This is a genomic window from Bradyrhizobium altum, assembly GCF_020889705.1.
GTDB lineage: Bacteria > Pseudomonadota > Alphaproteobacteria > Rhizobiales > Xanthobacteraceae > Bradyrhizobium > Bradyrhizobium altum.
In genome coordinates, this window is the sequence record NZ_JACMYP010000017.1 from 17,494 (window position 1) to 34,126 (window position 16,633).

At 63.7% G+C, this 16,633-nt stretch carries 11 protein-coding genes; all 11 read left to right on the plus strand.

The genetic code is table 11. The features are described 5' to 3' along the window. Positions 1 to 128 precede the first annotated feature (128 nt). Positions 129 to 893, plus strand: a complete 765-nt coding sequence (locus H8B02_RS07510; RefSeq protein WP_229165655.1) for a FadR/GntR family transcriptional regulator — start codon at positions 129 to 131, stop codon at positions 891 to 893. Between the two features lie 54 nt (positions 894 to 947). After that, positions 948 to 2,561 carry an acyl-CoA synthetase gene (locus tag H8B02_RS07515; protein ID WP_229165656.1) on the plus strand — a complete coding sequence of 538 codons (1,614 nt, stop codon included), beginning with the start codon at positions 948 to 950 and terminating at the stop codon, positions 2,559 to 2,561. A gap of 332 nt (positions 2,562 to 2,893) precedes the next feature. Continuing rightward, positions 2,894 to 3,085, plus strand: coding sequence for a preprotein translocase subunit SecE (gene secE, locus H8B02_RS07520; RefSeq protein ID WP_092115004.1), 192 nt, complete (start codon positions 2,894 to 2,896; stop codon positions 3,083 to 3,085). A gap of 20 nt (positions 3,086 to 3,105) precedes the next feature. After that, positions 3,106 to 3,639, plus strand: coding sequence for a transcription termination/antitermination protein NusG (nusG, locus tag H8B02_RS07525; RefSeq protein ID WP_044538613.1), 534 nt, complete (start codon positions 3,106 to 3,108; stop codon positions 3,637 to 3,639). Positions 3,640 to 3,769: 130 nt separating this feature from the next. Beyond that, entirely contained in the window at positions 3,770 to 4,198 is a 429-nt protein-coding gene (gene rplK, locus H8B02_RS07530; protein ID WP_045008228.1) for a 50S ribosomal protein L11, read from the plus strand. Positions 4,199 to 4,204: 6 nt separating this feature from the next. Continuing rightward, the gene (rplA, locus tag H8B02_RS07535) at positions 4,205 to 4,897 is read left to right on the plus strand and encodes a 50S ribosomal protein L1 (protein ID WP_018272150.1); all 693 of its coding nucleotides are present in this window, start codon (positions 4,205 to 4,207) and stop codon (positions 4,895 to 4,897) included. Between the two features lie 197 nt (positions 4,898 to 5,094). Then, complete coding sequence (locus tag H8B02_RS07540; protein ID WP_229165657.1) at positions 5,095 to 6,048, plus strand: 2-hydroxyacid dehydrogenase; 954 nt, start codon at positions 5,095 to 5,097, stop codon at positions 6,046 to 6,048. A 580-nt stretch (positions 6,049 to 6,628) separates the two neighbouring features. Beyond that, on the plus strand, positions 6,629 to 7,147 hold the full coding sequence (gene rplJ / locus H8B02_RS07545; RefSeq protein WP_229165670.1) for a 50S ribosomal protein L10: 519 nt from the start codon (positions 6,629 to 6,631) through the stop codon (positions 7,145 to 7,147). 54 nt (positions 7,148 to 7,201) lie between these two features. Continuing rightward, positions 7,202 to 7,579 carry a 50S ribosomal protein L7/L12 gene (gene rplL / locus H8B02_RS07550; protein ID WP_050420389.1) on the plus strand — a complete coding sequence of 126 codons (378 nt, stop codon included), beginning with the start codon at positions 7,202 to 7,204 and terminating at the stop codon, positions 7,577 to 7,579. Positions 7,580 to 8,020: 441 nt separating this feature from the next. Further along, positions 8,021 to 12,139 carry a DNA-directed RNA polymerase subunit beta gene (rpoB, locus tag H8B02_RS07555; protein ID WP_229165658.1) on the plus strand — a complete coding sequence of 1,373 codons (4,119 nt, stop codon included), beginning with the start codon at positions 8,021 to 8,023 and terminating at the stop codon, positions 12,137 to 12,139. Between the two features lie 127 nt (positions 12,140 to 12,266). Next, positions 12,267 to 16,469: a DNA-directed RNA polymerase subunit beta' gene (gene rpoC, locus H8B02_RS07560; protein WP_176530640.1), complete on the plus strand. Its 4,203-nt coding sequence runs from the start codon at positions 12,267 to 12,269 to the stop codon at positions 16,467 to 16,469. Positions 16,470 to 16,633: the final 164 nt, after the last annotated feature.

Below are 16,633 nucleotides of genomic sequence, written 5' to 3' on the forward strand. Positions count from 1 at the left end.
TAGATTTGCTCGGTTCCGGTGTCAATTCCGGCCGACCAGGTGCGACAATCCGGCCCAGAATTGCCTATTTGACGCTACAAAGGCCTTCGCTTATCCTTTGTCCGACAAACGACAATGGGGAGCCCGAGGTGCCCGCCACGCCGCTGTTCCGGCGCATCGATGTCGCGCCGGCCTATCAGAAGGTCGCGGACGCGATCGAACGCGAGATCATCAACGGCCGGATCAGGCCGGGCGAGCCGATCGGCACCGAGCAGCAGCTGGTCGCGCAGTTCGGCGTCAACCGCTCGACGGTGCGCGAAGGCATTCGCGTGCTCGAGGAAGGCGGGCTGATCCGCCGCGATTCCAGCCGCCGCTTGCAGGCCTGCCTGCCGCGCTACAACAAGCTCGCCACGCGGCTGTCGCGCGCGCTGATCCTGCACGAGGTGACGTTCCGCGAATTGTTCGAGACGTCGATGACGCTGGAGGTCGCGAGCGTTGAGGGCGCGGTGGAGCGCGCGACCGAGGCGAACATCGCCGAGCTCGCCGGCAATCTCGAACGCAGTGCTGTGGTGGTCGGCAATCCCGCCGGTCTCGCCGAGCTCGATGCGGAATTCCATGTGCTGATGGCCAAGGCCTCGCAGAACCGCGTGCTGCAGCTCGCCCGCGAGCCCGCCGCGCAGCTGTTCTTTCCGACCACCGAGATGATCGTCGGCGGTGTGCCGGAAGGCGGCGCGCGCCTGCTCGAGGCGCATCGCCACATCCTCGATGCGATCAAGCGGCGCGACAAGGCGGCCGGCGTCTTGTGGACCCGGCGGCATTTGCAGGACTGGCGGCGCGGCTTCGAGAAGATCGCCTCGCTCGATCGTTCGGTCGAGCACACCTACATGGAACACGCTTACGCCGCCCGGGAGTAGGGACGGCAAGGCGAAGACGAGACAACGACAAGAAGCACATTCGGGAGGGACTTTATGAGCGGAGACATCGCAGCAACCATCCAGCGCGCCCGCGAGCACAGCATCGGCGATCTGCTGCGCCGGTCGGCCAAGCGCTACCCCAACAAGACCGCGCTGATCTGCGGCGAGGTGAGCTGGACCTTCGCGGAGGTGGACGCGATCTGCAATCGGCTCGGGCGCGGCTTGCTCGGCCTTGGCGTTGCGAAGGGCGATCGTGTTGCGGTGCTGTCGCGCAACTCGCACGGCTTCGCCGCGCTGCGTTTCGCAGTGGCGCGGATCGGCGCGATCCTGGTGCCGATCAACTTCATGCTCAATCCCGACGAGATCAATTTCATCCTCGCCAACTCCGGGGCGAAGCTGCTCGCGGTCGGCCCCGATTTCGTGGAGACCGCGCACGCTGCCGCCGCCAAGGGCTCGGCGGTTGAAACCCTGATCTGGCTGCCGGGCGAAGACCCGGCCACCGCGCCCGACGGCATCACGACGTTCGACAGTCTGCTGCACAGCGACGCGTCGGCGCCGGAGGTGTCGGTGGACAGCCGCGATCCCGCGCAGATCATCTACACCAGCGGCACGGAATCGCTGCCGAAGGGCGCAATCCTCACCCATGAAGCCGTGATGTGGCAGTATGTCAGCTGCATCATCGACGGCGGCATGGCGACCGACGACACCGTGCTGCACGCGCTGCCGCTGTATCATTGCGCGCAGCTCGACGTCTTCCTGGGGCCCGCGATCTATCTCGGCGCCACCAGTCTCATTACCGGCAAGCCGGTGCCCGAAAATGTCCTGGCGCTGATCGCGGCCCACAAGATCAATTCGTTCTTCGCGCCGCCGACGATCTGGATCGCGATGCTGCGCTCGGGCGCGTTCGATCGCACTGATCTCTCGACCCTGCGCAAGGGCTATTACGGCGCCTCGATCATGCCGGTCGAGGTGCTGCTCGAATTGCAGCGCCGGCTGCCCGATGTGAAGTTCTGGAATTTCTACGGCCAGACCGAGATCGCGCCGCTCGCGACCGTGCTGGCGCCGGAGCACCAGCTGCCGAAGGCCGGCTCAGCCGGCAAGCCCGCGATCAATGTCGAGACGCGGGTGGTCAGGCCGGACATGACCGACGTCCAGGTGGGCGAGGTCGGTGAGATCGTGCACCGCTCGCCGCATCTCTTGTCCGGTTACTACAATGATCCGGTCAAGACCGCGGCGGCATTTGCCGGCGGCTGGTTTCATTCCGGCGATCTCGCGACTGTCGATGCCGACGGCTACATCACGGTCGTCGATCGCGTGAAGGACATGATCAAGAGCGGCGGCGAGAATGTCGCAAGCCGCGAGGTCGAGGAGATGATCTACCGGCTGCCTGCAGTGTCGGAGGTCGCGGTGGTCGGGCTGCCCGATCCGCGATGGATCGAGGCGGTGACCGCGATCGTGGTGGCCAAGGCGGGCGAGAGCCTCGATGCCGAGGCGGTGATCAAGCACTGCGCGGCGTCGATGGCCCATTTCAAGGTGCCGAAGCGGGTCATCTTCGTCGATGCCCTGCCGAAGAACCCGAGCGGCAAGCTGCTCAAACGCGAGCTGCGCCAGCGCTACGTCGCCGGCGCCACGCTGGATCAGGCGGTCCAGAAGAGCTTTGCCGGGTGATCCACCCGGCCGCCGCGGTGGACGGCCGGGGCAACGGACCTCGTAACCATCAGCCTAAGTCCTTGATTCGAGGGGCCCCGTTCCGGTCCGCCGCAGACGCGGCCGGGGTGGGCGCGACCCCGCCGACCTTGACCTTTGGCCGGTGTCGCAGTAGATACCCGGCACTCGCAGCCGGCCCGCTTTGATCGCGGATATCCGGCGCGGCCTAATTCCCCGAACATTCGAGCTCGTTTATCGGCTCAACCTTCCAAACGAGGGCTGGGTCCGCAAGATCGGCTGTTCGGATTCCTTGAAACGTTGCAAATCGTCCGGAGACGGACGCGGATCTCACGATGGCTTTCAGCCCGTTCAAATTCCTGCAGGAAGTGCGCTCGGAGACCGCCAAGGTCACCTGGCCGACGCGCCGCGAGACGACCATCACGACCATCATGGTGTTCGTGATGGTGGCGCTGGCCTCGATCTTCTTCTTCGCCGCGGACCAGGTCATCCGCTACCTCATCACCCTGGTACTGGGCATCCACTGATGAGCATGGGAACTCAATTGATGGACAAGCGCTGGTACATCGTTCACGCCTATTCGAACTTCGAGAAGAAGGTCGCGGAATCGATCCGCGAGCAGGCCAAGCAGCGCGGGCTGGAAGAGCTGTTCGAGCAGGTGCTGGTGCCGACCGAGAAGGTCACCGAGGTGCGTCGCGGCCGCAAGATCGACGCCGAGCGCAAGTTCTTCCCGGGCTATGTGCTGGTGAAGATGAAGCTGACCGACGAGGCGTTCCATCTGATCAAGAACACCCCGAAGGTGACCGGCTTCCTCGGCGCGGAAAACAAGCCGATGCCGATCTCGGAATCTGAGGCGATGCGGATCCTGCACCAGGTGCAGGAGGGCGTGGAGCGTCCGAAGGCGTCGGTGTCGTTCGAAATCGGCGAGAACGTGCGCGTGGCCGACGGCCCGTTCGCCTCGTTCTCCGGCGTGGTGGAAGAAATCGACGAGGCGCGCTCGCGCGTGAAGGTCGCGGTGTCGATCTTCGGCCGTGCGACCCCCGTGGAACTGGAATTCGGTCAGGTCGAAAAGGTGGTCTGACCGGACGGCGTGGGGTATATGCCCCGCGTCAAGTGAGAGGCCGTGGGAGGGAGGAGGCGGTCGCCAGCCCCTTCAACCGAACCACGGAACCTGAAACCGCCGGCACCGTCCGGCACAACAGGAGTGATAAATGGCAAAGAAAGTGACCGGATACCTGAAGCTTCAGGTCCCGGCCGGTGCGGCGAATCCTTCGCCCCCGATCGGCCCCGCGCTTGGTCAGCGCGGTCTCAACATCATGGAGTTCTGCAAGGCGTTCAACGCGCAGACCCAGAAGGAAGAGAAGAATACCCCAATCCCGGTGGTGATCACGATCTATGCCGATCGTTCGTTCACCTTCGAGATGAAGACGCCCCCGATGTCGTTCTTCCTCAAGCAGGCTGCCAAGATCCAGTCCGGCTCGAAGGCGCCGGGCCGCGACAAGGCCGGCGCGGTGACCAAGGCGCAGGTGCGCGAGATCGCCGAGAAGAAGATGAAGGACTTGAATTGCGACACCATTGAATCGGCCATGAAGATGGTCGAGGGCTCTGCCCGTTCGATGGGTCTGGAAGTTGCGGGGTAACGGGCCATGTCAATCGGAAAGCGTTTGAAGAAGGCCCGCGAGGGCGTCGACCGCGAGAAGCTCTACCCGCTCGCGGACGCCATCAAGATGGTCAAGGAGCGCGCCAAGTCGAAGTTCGACGAGACGATCGAGATCGCGATCAATCTCGGCGTCGACCCGCGCCACGCCGACCAGATGGTCCGCGGCGTCGTCAATCTGCCGAACGGAACCGGCCGTACGCTGCGCGTCGGCGTGTTCGCGCGCGGCGCCAAGGCTGAGGAAGCCAAGGCCGCCGGTGCCGACGTCGTCGGTGCCGAAGACTTGGTCGAGAAGGTGCAGGGCGGTGCGATCGACTTCGATCGTTGTATCGCCACTCCCGACATGATGCCGCTGGTCGGCCGCCTCGGTAAGGTGCTCGGACCGCGCGGCATGATGCCGAACCCGAAGATCGGCACCGTGACCATGGACGTCACCAACGCCGTGAAGGGCGCCAAGGGCGGCTCGGTCGAGTTCCGCGTCGAGAAGGCCGGCATCGTGCAGGCCGGCATCGGCAAGGCCTCGTTCTCCGAGGACAAGCTGGTCGAGAACGTCAAGGCGCTCGCCGACGCGGTCTCCAAGGCGAAGCCGGCGGGTTCCAAGGGCACCTACATCCAGCGCGTGGCGGTTTCCTCCACCATGGGCCCGGGCGTGAAGGTCGAGCCGGGCACGATCCTCGGCTGAGGTCTCAGGCCGTGACGAGATAGACAGGGGCGGGATCGGGCAACCGGTTCCGCCCTTTGTTTTGCCGGAGCGTTTCGCGCGAAGTGGCTACCGGCTCGCGTAAAGAAAACGCGCCAAAACAAGTATCCAGAGCCGGAGTCCGATTCAATCGGAGTGCAAAAGGCTCCAGGTGAAGCCTCTCGCAGGAAACAACAACAATGCCCGATAAGGTCCTGGTCTATTCGCGCTTTCCCAGAAACGAGCTGGTGCGCTTCGGCGAGCGCTACGAGCTGCTGAATGCCGCGGGCAAGCGGCCGACCGAGATGTTTTCGGCGGCGGAGCTTGGCGAGATCCGGGCGCTGATCACATCGGGTGGGACGACACTTGGCGGCGAGGCGATGGACCTGCTGCCGAAGCTTGGCGCGATCATCTGCTACGGCACCGGCTATGAGGGGATCGATCTTGCCGCCGCCGCCAAGCGCGGAATTGCGGTCGGCCACAGCCCCGGCGCCAATGCCGCATCGGTTGCCGACATCGCGGTGACGCTGATGCTGGCGGCTACGCGCCGCCTGCCGGTCGCCGACAACTATGTCCGCAGCGGCGACTGGATCGCCGCCAAGCCGTCGCCGATGATGCGGCCGCAGGCCGGCATGCGCGGCCGCAAGGTCGGCGTGTATGGTCTCGGCGAGATCGGCCGCAAGATCGCAGCGCGGGTCGCGGCGTTCGAAACCGAGGTCGGCTACTTCAGCCGATCACGGCAGGACGTGCCGTATCAGCACTTTCCGAGCCTCGAGGCGCTCGCCGACTGGTGCAGTGTGCTGATGATCGCGGTGCGCGCCGGCGCGGACACGGTTCACGCCGTCAATGCCGACATCCTGCGCCGACTCGGCACCAGCGGGATCGTCGTCAATACCTCGCGCGGCTCCGTCATCGACCAGAGGGCGCTGGTGGCGGCACTGACCGATGGCTCAATCGCCGGCGCCGGCCTCGACGTGTTCGCCAAGGAGCCGCACGCGCCGGACGTACTGACGGCGCTGCCGAACGTCGTGCTGTCGCCGCATATCGGCGGCCACACCCTGGAATCGCACCTGGCGATGCAGGACTGCGTGCTCGCCAATCTCGAGGCGTTCTTCGTCGGCAAGCCGCTGCCGTTTGAGGTAAGGGGCGCCTGAGCGGCTGCCGGTTCCGGCCTCGGAACCGGTTCCCGGCCGCAATGTGAAACTGGTCTGAAATTTGCTCTTGGCAAGTAGCGCGGGACCGGTTACATAGCGGCTTCCGGGCGTGCTGGCACTTGCTGGCATGTCTGTGCTCGCATTCCGAAAACCTGAGGTGATAGGAGATCATTCCTTTCCGCATGCCCGCAAGGATGCTCGAAAGGAAGGAGAACCCATCGCCTCCGACGGAATGAGAGCAGAGGCCTTCAGCGTGCTGAAGTGCCTCGATCCTGTCCGAGACTGCAGGCGCCCGAGAGAACTTCGTGTTTTCAACGGCTTAATCGCATGGCCTGCATAGACGGGTGAAGACCGGATTTCGCACTCCATGTCGCGGCCTGTTCGCGGCTGGGAGGCTGATTTGGTTCGAACCTCGACAGCCCATGGCCGCAAGGCTCTGGGAGGGCAGGCTTCTAGATGTCGTCTTGCCCGGCATGTCCGAAGGGTCTTGCGCCCAGCGGATCAGGTTTAGGGCGGGACGATGGGTGCAACCCGGCGGTCCTGTCCTCGCGGAGAGGCCGCCAACCGGAAAGAGCTTGCTGTGGAACGAGCGGCAAAAAAAGAGGCGGTCGGACAGCTCAACGAGGCCTTCAAGGCCACGAGCGTCGCGATCGTCGCTCACTATTCCGGCCTCACCGTGGCCCAGATGCAGAAGCTGCGCATGCAGATGAAGCAGGCGGGTGCGTCGGTGAAGGTCTCGAAGAACCGTCTCGCCAAAATTGCTCTTGAAGGCACTGACGTCGCTGCCATCGGTTCCCTGCTGAAGGGGCCGACTGTGATCGCTACTTCGGACGATCCGGTCGCGGCGCCAAAGGTTGCCGTCGAATTCGCCAAGACGAACGAAAAGTTCGTCATTCTCGGCGGCTCGATGGGTAAAACCGTCCTGAATGTCGACAGCGTGAAGGCGCTTGCCTCACTGCCGTCGCTCGACGAACTGCGCAGCAAGATCGTGGGCCTCCTCGTGGCGCCGGCGACCAAGCTTGCTCAGCTGTCGAACGCGCCCGCGGCCAAGCTCGCACGCGTCATCCAGGCTCATGCCTCAAAGAGCGAAGCGGCCTGACCCTTCGCTAATCTCAAAACCTGGTTCGAACCAAACGTTTAAGGAAACAGATCAATGGCTGACTTGCAGAAAATCGTCGACGACCTCTCGAGCCTCACCGTGCTCGAAGCCGCCGAACTCGCCAAGCTCCTCGAAGAAAAGTGGGGCGTGTCTGCCGCTGCCGCCGTGGCGGTTGCTGGCCCGGCTGCCGGCGGTGCTGCCGCTGCTCCGGCTGAAGAGAAGACCGACTTCACCGTCGTGCTGGCTGCCGCCGGCGACAAGAAGATCGAAGTCATCAAGGAAGTCCGCGCCATCACCGGCCTGGGCCTGAAGGAAGCCAAGGACCTCGTCGAAGGCGCTCCGAAGCCCGTCAAGGAAGGCGTCAACAAGGACGAAGCCGACAAGATCAAGGCCCAGCTCGAGAAGGCTGGCGCCAAGGTCGAACTCAAGTAATGCGCAATCCGGGAGCGCCGCAGGGCGCTCCCGGGCCGTGCAAGCGGCGTGCGACAGGTTGTCGCGCGGCGCGCCGGACACAAAAAAGTGTGGGGATCCGTGGACTTAACCCTCGAATCTCCTTTATTGCCATCCCATATCGGGTTGGCAGCAGAAAAACACGGTAGGCGGCGGGGGCGGCAGGGCACCCGGCGGAAGCCGTTGGGAGACAGTCAGATTTCGGGCTTTTTCAGTCCGTAAAGCGGAGCGTTTGGACGAGCGGGTGCAGTGATGCGCCTCGCGCGTCGTTTTGCGTTTTGGAGGTGATGGGGCCGGGCCGGGGATTTAATTCCTGACTTTGCGCTTCGTTCCTTTGGGACGATTCGAAATTCAACCCGGGGGCGATGGCAATCGCGTCCCGGAAGGTTCGCCCCACAAAGGCGACGAAAATGAGAGGCCACGATGGCGCAGCAGACATTCACCGGTCGCAAACGCGTACGCAAGTTTTTCGGTCACATCAAGGAAGTCGCCGAGATGCCGAACCTCATCGAGGTTCAGAAGGCATCCTACGACCAGTTCCTGATGGTTGACGAGCCGGCCGGCGGTCGCCTCGACGAGGGCCTGCAGGCGGTGTTCCGCTCGGTATTTCCGATCTCGGATTTTTCGGGCACCTCGATGCTCGAATTCGTCCGCTACGAGTTCGAACAGCCGAAATATGACGTCGACGAGTGCCGCCAGCGCGGCATGACCTTCGCTGCGCCGCTCAAGGTGACGCTGCGCCTCATCGTGTTTGATATCGACGAGGAAACCGGCGCCAAGTCGGTGAAGGACATCAAGGAGCAGGACGTCTACATGGGCGATATCCCGCTCATGACGATGAACGGCACCTTCGTCGTCAACGGCACCGAGCGCGTCATCGTCTCGCAGATGCACCGTTCGCCCGGCGTGTTCTTCGACCACGACAAGGGCAAGACCCATTCGTCCGGCAAGCTGTTGTTTGCCGCGCGCGTGATTCCGTATCGCGGTTCCTGGCTCGACATCGAGTTCGACGCCAAGGACATCGTGTTCGCGCGCATCGACCGCCGCCGCAAGCTGCCCGTGACCTCACTGATGTACGCGCTCGGTCTCGACGGCGAGCAGATCCTGTCGACCTTCTACAAGAAGATCACCTACAAGCGGACCAAGGACGGTTGGCGCGTGCCGTTCGATGCCAACCGATTCCGCGGCTACTCGACCATCAACGACCTGATCGACGCCGACACCGGCAAGGTGGTGCTCGAGGCCGGCAAGAAGCTGACCGTGCGCAGCGCGCGCCAGATGCAGGAAAAGGGCCTGAAGGCGCTCCGGATGTCGGACGAGGAGCTCGTCGGCAACTATCTCGCCGAGGATCTCGTCAACCCGAAGACCGGTGAGATCTACGCCGAAGCCGGCGAGGAGATCACCGAGAAGTCGCTCAAGGTGCTGAACGAGCAGGGCTACAAGGACCTGCCGCTGCTCGACATCGACCACGTCAATGTCGGCGCCTATATCCGCAACACGCTCTCGGCCGACAAGAACTTGACGCGTGAGGACGCGCTGTTCGACATCTACCGCGTGATGCGTCCGGGCGAGCCGCCGACGCTGGATTCGGCGCAGGCGATGTTCCAGTCGCTGTTCTTCGATGCCGAGCGCTACGACCTCTCCGCGGTCGGCCGCGTCAAGATGAACATGCGCCTCGAGCTCGATGCGCCCGACACCCATCGCACGCTGCGCAAGGAAGACATCCTGGCGGTCATCAAGACGCTGGTCGACCTGCGCGACGGCAAGGGCGAGATCGACGACATCGACCACCTCGGCAACCGCCGGGTGCGTTCGGTCGGCGAGCTGATGGAGAACCAGTACCGGATCGGCCTGCTCCGCATGGAGCGCGCCATCAAGGAGCGCATGTCGAGCGTCGATATCGACACCGTGATGCCGCAGGACCTGATCAACGCCAAGCCCGCGGCTGCCGCGGTGCGCGAGTTCTTCGGTTCCTCGCAGCTGTCGCAGTTCATGGACCAGACCAACCCGCTGTCGGAGATCACCCACAAGCGGCGCCTGTCGGCGCTTGGCCCGGGCGGTCTGACCCGCGAGCGTGCCGGCTTCGAAGTCCGCGACGTGCATCCGACGCATTACGGCCGTATCTGCCCGATCGAAACGCCGGAAGGTCCGAACATCGGTCTGATCAACTCGCTGGCGACGTTCGCGCGCGTCAACAAGTACGGCTTCGTCGAGACGCCCTATCGCAAGATCAAGGACGGCCGGGTCACCGACGAGGTGGTCTATCTGTCGGCGATGGAAGAGGGCCGCTACCGCGTCGCGCAGGCCAACGTGCCGCTCGATGCCAAGGGCCGCTTCACCGACGATCTGGTGGTCTGCCGTCATGCCGGCGAAGTGCTGCCGGTGACGCCGGACAAGGTCGACTACATGGACGTGTCGCCGAAGCAGCTGGTTTCGGTCGCAGCAGCGCTGATCCCGTTCCTCGAGAACGACGACGCCAACCGCGCGCTGATGGGCTCGAACATGCAGCGCCAGGCGGTACCGCTGGTTCGCGCCGAGGCGCCGTTCGTCGGCACCGGCATGGAAGGCGTGGTCGCCCGTGACTCGGGCGCGGCGATTGCCGCGCGCCGCTCGGGCGTGATCGACCAGATCGACGCCACCCGCGTCGTGATCCGCGCCACCGAGGATCTCGATCCGACCAAGTCGGGCGTCGATATCTACCGGCTGATGAAGTACCAGCGCTCCAACCAGTCGACCTGCATCAACCAGCGTCCGCTGGTGAAGGTCGGCGATATCGTCAAGAAGGGCGACATCATCGCCGACGGTCCGTCGACCGATCTCGGCGAGCTCGCGCTCGGCCGCAACGTGCTGGTCGCGTTCATGCCGTGGAACGGCTACAACTTCGAAGACTCGATCCTGCTCTCCGAGCGGATCGTGAAGGACGACGTCTTCACCTCGATTCACATCGAGGAGTTCGAGGTGATGGCCCGCGACACCAAGCTCGGGCCTGAGGAAATCACCCGCGACATTCCGAACGTTTCGGAAGAAGCGTTGAAGAACCTCGACGAAGCCGGTATCGTCTACATCGGTGCGGAAGTTCGCGCCGGCGACATCCTGGTCGGCAAGATCACGCCGAAGGGCGAGAGCCCGATGACGCCGGAAGAGAAGCTGCTGCGCGCCATCTTCGGCGAGAAGGCCTCCGACGTCCGCGATACCTCGCTGCGCGTGCCTCCGGGCGTGCAGGGCACCATCGTGGAAGTCCGCGTGTTCAACCGTCACGGCGTCGACAAGGACGAGCGTGCGCTGGCGATCGAGCGGGAAGAGATCGAGCGTCTGGCCAAGGACCGCGACGACGAGCAGGCGATCCTGGACCGCAACGTCTACAACCGCCTCGCCGAGCTCCTGGAGAACCGCCAGGGCATCGCCGGTCCGAAGGGCTTCAAGAAGGATACCAAGATCACCCGTGCGGTGCTCGACGAGTATCCGAAGTCGCAGTGGTGGCTGTTCGCCTCGCCGAACGACAAGCTGATGGCCGAGATCGAGGCCATGCGGAAGCAGTACGACGAGTCGAAGAAGGGCCTCGAGCAGCGCTTCCTCGACAAAGTCGAGAAGCTGCAGCGTGGCGACGAGTTGCCGCCCGGCGTGATGAAGATGGTCAAGGTCTTCGTCGCGGTGAAGCGCAAGATCCAGCCCGGCGACAAGATGGCCGGCCGTCACGGCAACAAGGGCGTGGTGTCGAAGATCGTGCCGATCGAGGACATGCCGTTCCTCGAGGACGGAACGCACGCCGACATCGTGCTCAATCCGCTCGGCGTGCCTTCGCGCATGAACGTCGGTCAGATCCTTGAGACCCATCTCGGTTGGGCTTGCGCCGGCCTCGGCAAGCGCATCGGCCAGACCATCGACGCCTACTATCAGAAGCAGGATCTCAAGCCGCTGCGCGAGACCCTGAAGAAGATCTATGGCGAGGATGAAACCATCAAGTCGCTGAACGACAACGAGCTGGTCGAACTCGGCCGCAATCTGAGCCACGGCGTGCCGATCGCAACGCCGGTGTTCGACGGCGCCAAGGAAGCCGACATCGAGGAGATGCTGAAGCTCGCGGGCTTCGACGCCTCCGGCCAGTCGACCGTCTATGACGGCCGCACCGGCGATGCGTTCGATCGCAAGGTGACGATGGGCTACATCTACATGCTCAAGCTGCACCATCTCGTGGACGACAAGATCCACGCACGTTCGATCGGTCCGTACTCGCTCGTCACCCAGCAGCCGCTGGGCGGCAAGGCGCAGTTCGGCGGCCAGCGCTTCGGCGAAATGGAGGTCTGGGCGCTGGAAGCCTACGGCGCCGCCTACACGCTGCAGGAAATGCTGACCGTGAAGTCGGACGACGTCGCCGGCCGTACCAAGGTGTACGAGGCGATCGTGCGCGGCGACGACACCTTCGAGGCCGGTATTCCGGAATCGTTCAACGTGCTGGTCAAGGAAATGCGCTCGCTCGGCCTCAACGTCGACCTGCACAATTCCAAGGTGGGACCGGCGCCGACGTCGGAAGCGGCCGAGTAAAGCGTTGATTTACGCCCGGCGCGAAAGCGCCGGGCCTTCGCGCTCTGCTCGGACGTTGAGTGGGGCGCGCGTTGAATAAAAGTTTCGAATTTGCTGCCGGTGACGATCGGCACGCGAGGAGAAGACCATGAATCAAGAGATTATGAATCTTTTCAATCCGACGACGCCGGCTCAGGTCTTCGACCAGATCCGGATTTCGATCGCGTCTCCGGAGAAGATTCTGTCCTGGTCCTACGGCGAGATCAAGAAGCCGGAGACCATCAATTACCGCACCTTCAAGCCGGAGCGTGACGGCCTGTTCTGCGCGCGCATCTTCGGGCCGATCAAGGACTACGAGTGCTTGTGCGGCAAGTACAAGCGGATGAAGTACAAGGGCATCATCTGCGAAAAGTGCTCGGTCGAAGTGACGCTGTCGCGCGTCCGGCGCGAGCGCATGGGCCATATCGAGCTGGCGGCGCCGGTCGCCCACATCTGGTTCCTGAAGTCGCTGCCGTCGCGCATCGGCCTCTTGCTCGACATGACGCTGAAGGATCTCGAGCGGATCCTCTATTTTGAATACTACGTCGTTCTCGAGCCGGGTCTGACCGCGCTGAAGGACCGTCAGCTGCTGTCGGAAGACGAGTATCTGAAGGCGCAGGACGAGTACGGCCAGGACAGCTTCACCGCCATGATCGGCGCGGAGGCGATCCGCGAGCTGCTGAAGGGGCTCGAGCTCGAGAAGCTCGAGGCGACGCTGCGTGCCGACATGGCGGAGACCGACTCCGACATCAAGCACAAGAAGCTCGCCAAGCGTCTGAAGATCGTCGAGGCCTTCCGCGTCTCCGGCAACAAGCCGGAATGGATGATCATGACGGTCGTGCCGGTGATTCCGCCGGACCTGCGCCCGCTGGTGCCGCTCGACGGCGGCCGGTTCGCGACCTCCGACCTCAACGACCTGTATCGCCGCGTCATCAACCGCAACAACCGCTTGAAGCGGCTGATGGAGCTGCGTGCGCCCGACATCATCATCCGCAACGAAAAGCGCATGCTGCAGGAGGCCGTCGACGCGCTGTTCGACAACGGCCGCCGCGGCCGCGTCATCACCGGCGCCAACAAGCGCCCGCTGAAGTCGCTCGCCGACATGCTGAAGGGCAAGCAGGGCCGGTTCCGCCAGAACCTGCTCGGCAAGCGCGTCGACTATTCGGGCCGTTCGGTGATCGTGGTCGGTCCCGAGCTGCGCCTGCATCAGTGCGGCCTGCCGAAGAAGATGGCGCTCGAGCTGTTCAAGCCGTTCATCTACTCGCGGCTCGACGCCAAGGGTCTGTCCACCACGGTGAAGCAGGCCAAGAAGCTGGTCGAGAAGGAGCGTCCGGAGGTCTGGGATATCCTCGATGAGGTGATCCGCGAGCATCCGGTGCTGCTCAACCGCGCGCCGACGCTGCACAGGTTGGGCATCCAGGCGTTCGAGCCGGTGCTGATCGAGGGCAAGGCGATCCAGCTGCATCCGCTGGTCTGCGCCGCCTTCAACGCCGACTTCGACGGCGACCAGATGGCCGTGCACGTTCCGCTGTCGCTGGAAGCGCAGCTGGAAGCGCGCGTCCTGATGATGTCGACCAACAACATCCTGCATCCGGCGAACGGCCAGCCGATCATCGTGCCGTCGCAGGACATCGTGCTCGGCCTTTACTACGTCTCGATCATGCGCGAAGGCCTGCCCGGCGAGGGCAAGATCTTCGGCGACATGGCCGAGCTCGAGCACGCCCTGCATTCGAAGGTCATCCACCTCCACACCAAGATCAAGTACCGGTGGGAAGGCCTCGACGAGGAAGGCAAGATGTCCAAGCGGTGGATCGAAACCACCGCCGGCCGCGTCATGCTCGGCAACCTGCTGCCGAAGAGCACCAAGATCTCGTACGACATCATCAACAAGCTGATGACCAAGCGCGAGATTTCCGGCGTGATCGACCAGGTCTACCGTCACTGCGGTCAGAAGGAGACGGTGATCTTCTGCGACCGCATCATGGCGCTCGGCTTCTACAACGCCTTCAAGGCGGGCATCTCGTTCGGCAAGGACGACATGGTCGTGCCGGCGTCGAAGTGGAAGATCGTAGACCAGACCCGTACGCTGGCGAAGGATTTCGAGCAGCAGTACAATGACGGCCTGATCACCCATGGCGAGAAGTACAACAAGGTCGTCGACGCCTGGTCGAAGGCCGGTGAAGAAGTCGCCAAGGCGATGATGAAGGAGATCTCGTCCACCAAGAAGACGGCGGCGGGCGCTGATGCCGACATCAACTCGATCTACATGATGGCGCACTCCGGTGCGCGTGGTTCGCCGGCCCAGATGCGCCAGCTCGCCGGCATGCGCGGCCTGATGGCCAAGCCGTCGGGCGAGATCATCGAGACGCCGATCATTTCCAACTTCAAGGAAGGTCTGTCGGTGCTCGAGTACTTCAACTCGACCCACGGCGCCCGCAAGGGCCTCGCGGACACCGCGTTGAAGACCGCGAACTCCGGCTACCTGACCCGCCGTCTGGTCGACGTCGCGCAGGACTGCATCATCACGCAGACCGATTGCGGCACCAAGCTCGGCATCAAGATGCGCGCCATCGTCGATGCCGGCACGGTCGTTGCCTCGCTCGGCTCGCGCATCCTGGGCCGTACGGCCTGCGATGACGTGCGCGATCCCGCCACCAACGAGATTGTCGTCAAGCGCGACACGTTGATGGAAGAGACCCATGTCGACGCGATCCAGCAGGCCGGCATCCAGGAGGTGAAGATCCGCTCGGCGCTGACCTGCGAGCTGATCAACGGCATCTGCGCCAAGTGCTACGGCCGCGATCTGGCCCGCGGCACCCCGGTCAACCACGGTGAGGCCGTCGGCGTCATCGCGGCGCAGTCGATCGGTGAACCCGGCACGCAGCTGACGATGCGCACGTTCCACATCGGCGGCGCAGCCCAGCTCAACGAGCAGTCGTTCGTCGAATCGAACTTCGACGGCAAGATCGTGATCAGGAACAAGGCGATCGCCCGCAACAGCGAAGGCAACCTGGTCGCGATGGTGCGCAACATGGTCGTTGCGATCGTCGATGCCGACGGTACCGAGCGTGCAACCCACCGTATTCAGTACGGTTCGAAGATGCACGTCGACGAAGGCGACATGGTCAAGCGCGGCCAGCGCATCGCGGAGTGGGATCCCTATACCCGCCCGGTGCTCACCGAAGTCGAGGGCACGATCGGTTTCGAGGATCTGGTCGAAGGCCAGTCGATCTCGGAAACGCTCGACGAGTCGACCGGTATCGCCAAGCGCGTGGTCATCGACTGGCGCACGACGCGCGGCGGTTCGGACCTGCGTCCGGCCATCGTGGTCAAGGGCAAGGACGGCAAGGTGATGAAGCTCGCGCGTGGCGGCGATGCCCGCTACATGCTGTCGGTCGACGCCATTCTGTCGGTCGACATCGGCGCGAAGGTGATGCCCGGCGACATCCTGGCGCGTATCTCGACCGAGAGCGCCAAGACGCGTGACATCACCGGCGGTCTGCCGCGGGTGGCGGAACTGTTCGAGGCTCGCAAGCCGAAGGATGCGGCGATCATCGCGGAGACCGCGGGAACGATCCGCTTCGGCCGCGACTACAAGAACAAGCGCCGCATCTCGATCGAGCCGATGGACAAGACCGAGGAGCCGCGCGAGTACCTGATCCCGAAGGGCAAGCACATCCACCTTCAGGACGGCGACATCGTCGAAAAGGGCGATTTCATCGTCGAAGGCAACCCGGCGCCGCACGACATCCTGGCGATCAAGGGCATCGAGGAACTCGCTGCCTATCTGGTCAACGAAATCCAGGAGGTCTACCGGTTGCAGGGCGTGCTCATCAACGACAAGCACATCGAGGTGATTGTCCGTCAGATGCTGCAGAAGGTCGAAGTCACCGATCAGGGCGACACCGACATGATCTCGGGCGAGCAGGTCGACAAGATCGAGTTCGACGCGCTCAACACCAAGGCCAAGGAGGAGGGCAAGAAGCCCGCCACGGGGACGCCGGTTTTGCTCGGCATCACCAAGGCGAGCTTGCAGACCCGCTCCTTCTTCTCGGCGGCGTCGTTCCAGGAGACCACGCGCGTGCTCACCGAAGCTGCCGTCAACGGCAAGGTGGACCCGCTCGAAGGCCTCAAGGAGAACGTCATTGTCGGCCGCCTGATCCCGGCCGGCACGGGCGCCTCGATGGCACGGATTCGCGAAGTCGCGGTCAAGCGCGACAAGCTGATCCTCGACGAGCGCGAGAAGCAGCAGGCGGCGATCGTGCCGACGGCTCCGGAAGCGGAGCCGCTGGCGCTGCCGCCCGCGGAATAGGCATCCGCAAGACTACGGTAGTCAGCGAGAAGGCCGGCGTTCTGCCGGCCTTTTTGTTGCTTTCTTGCCTTGCTGCGGTGCAGGGACGCAGTTTGTTCATCTTCCCTTCAGGCAAAAAAGTGCCTTTGCTAGGGTGACTTAGACCGGCTGTTTGGCTCGTGCCG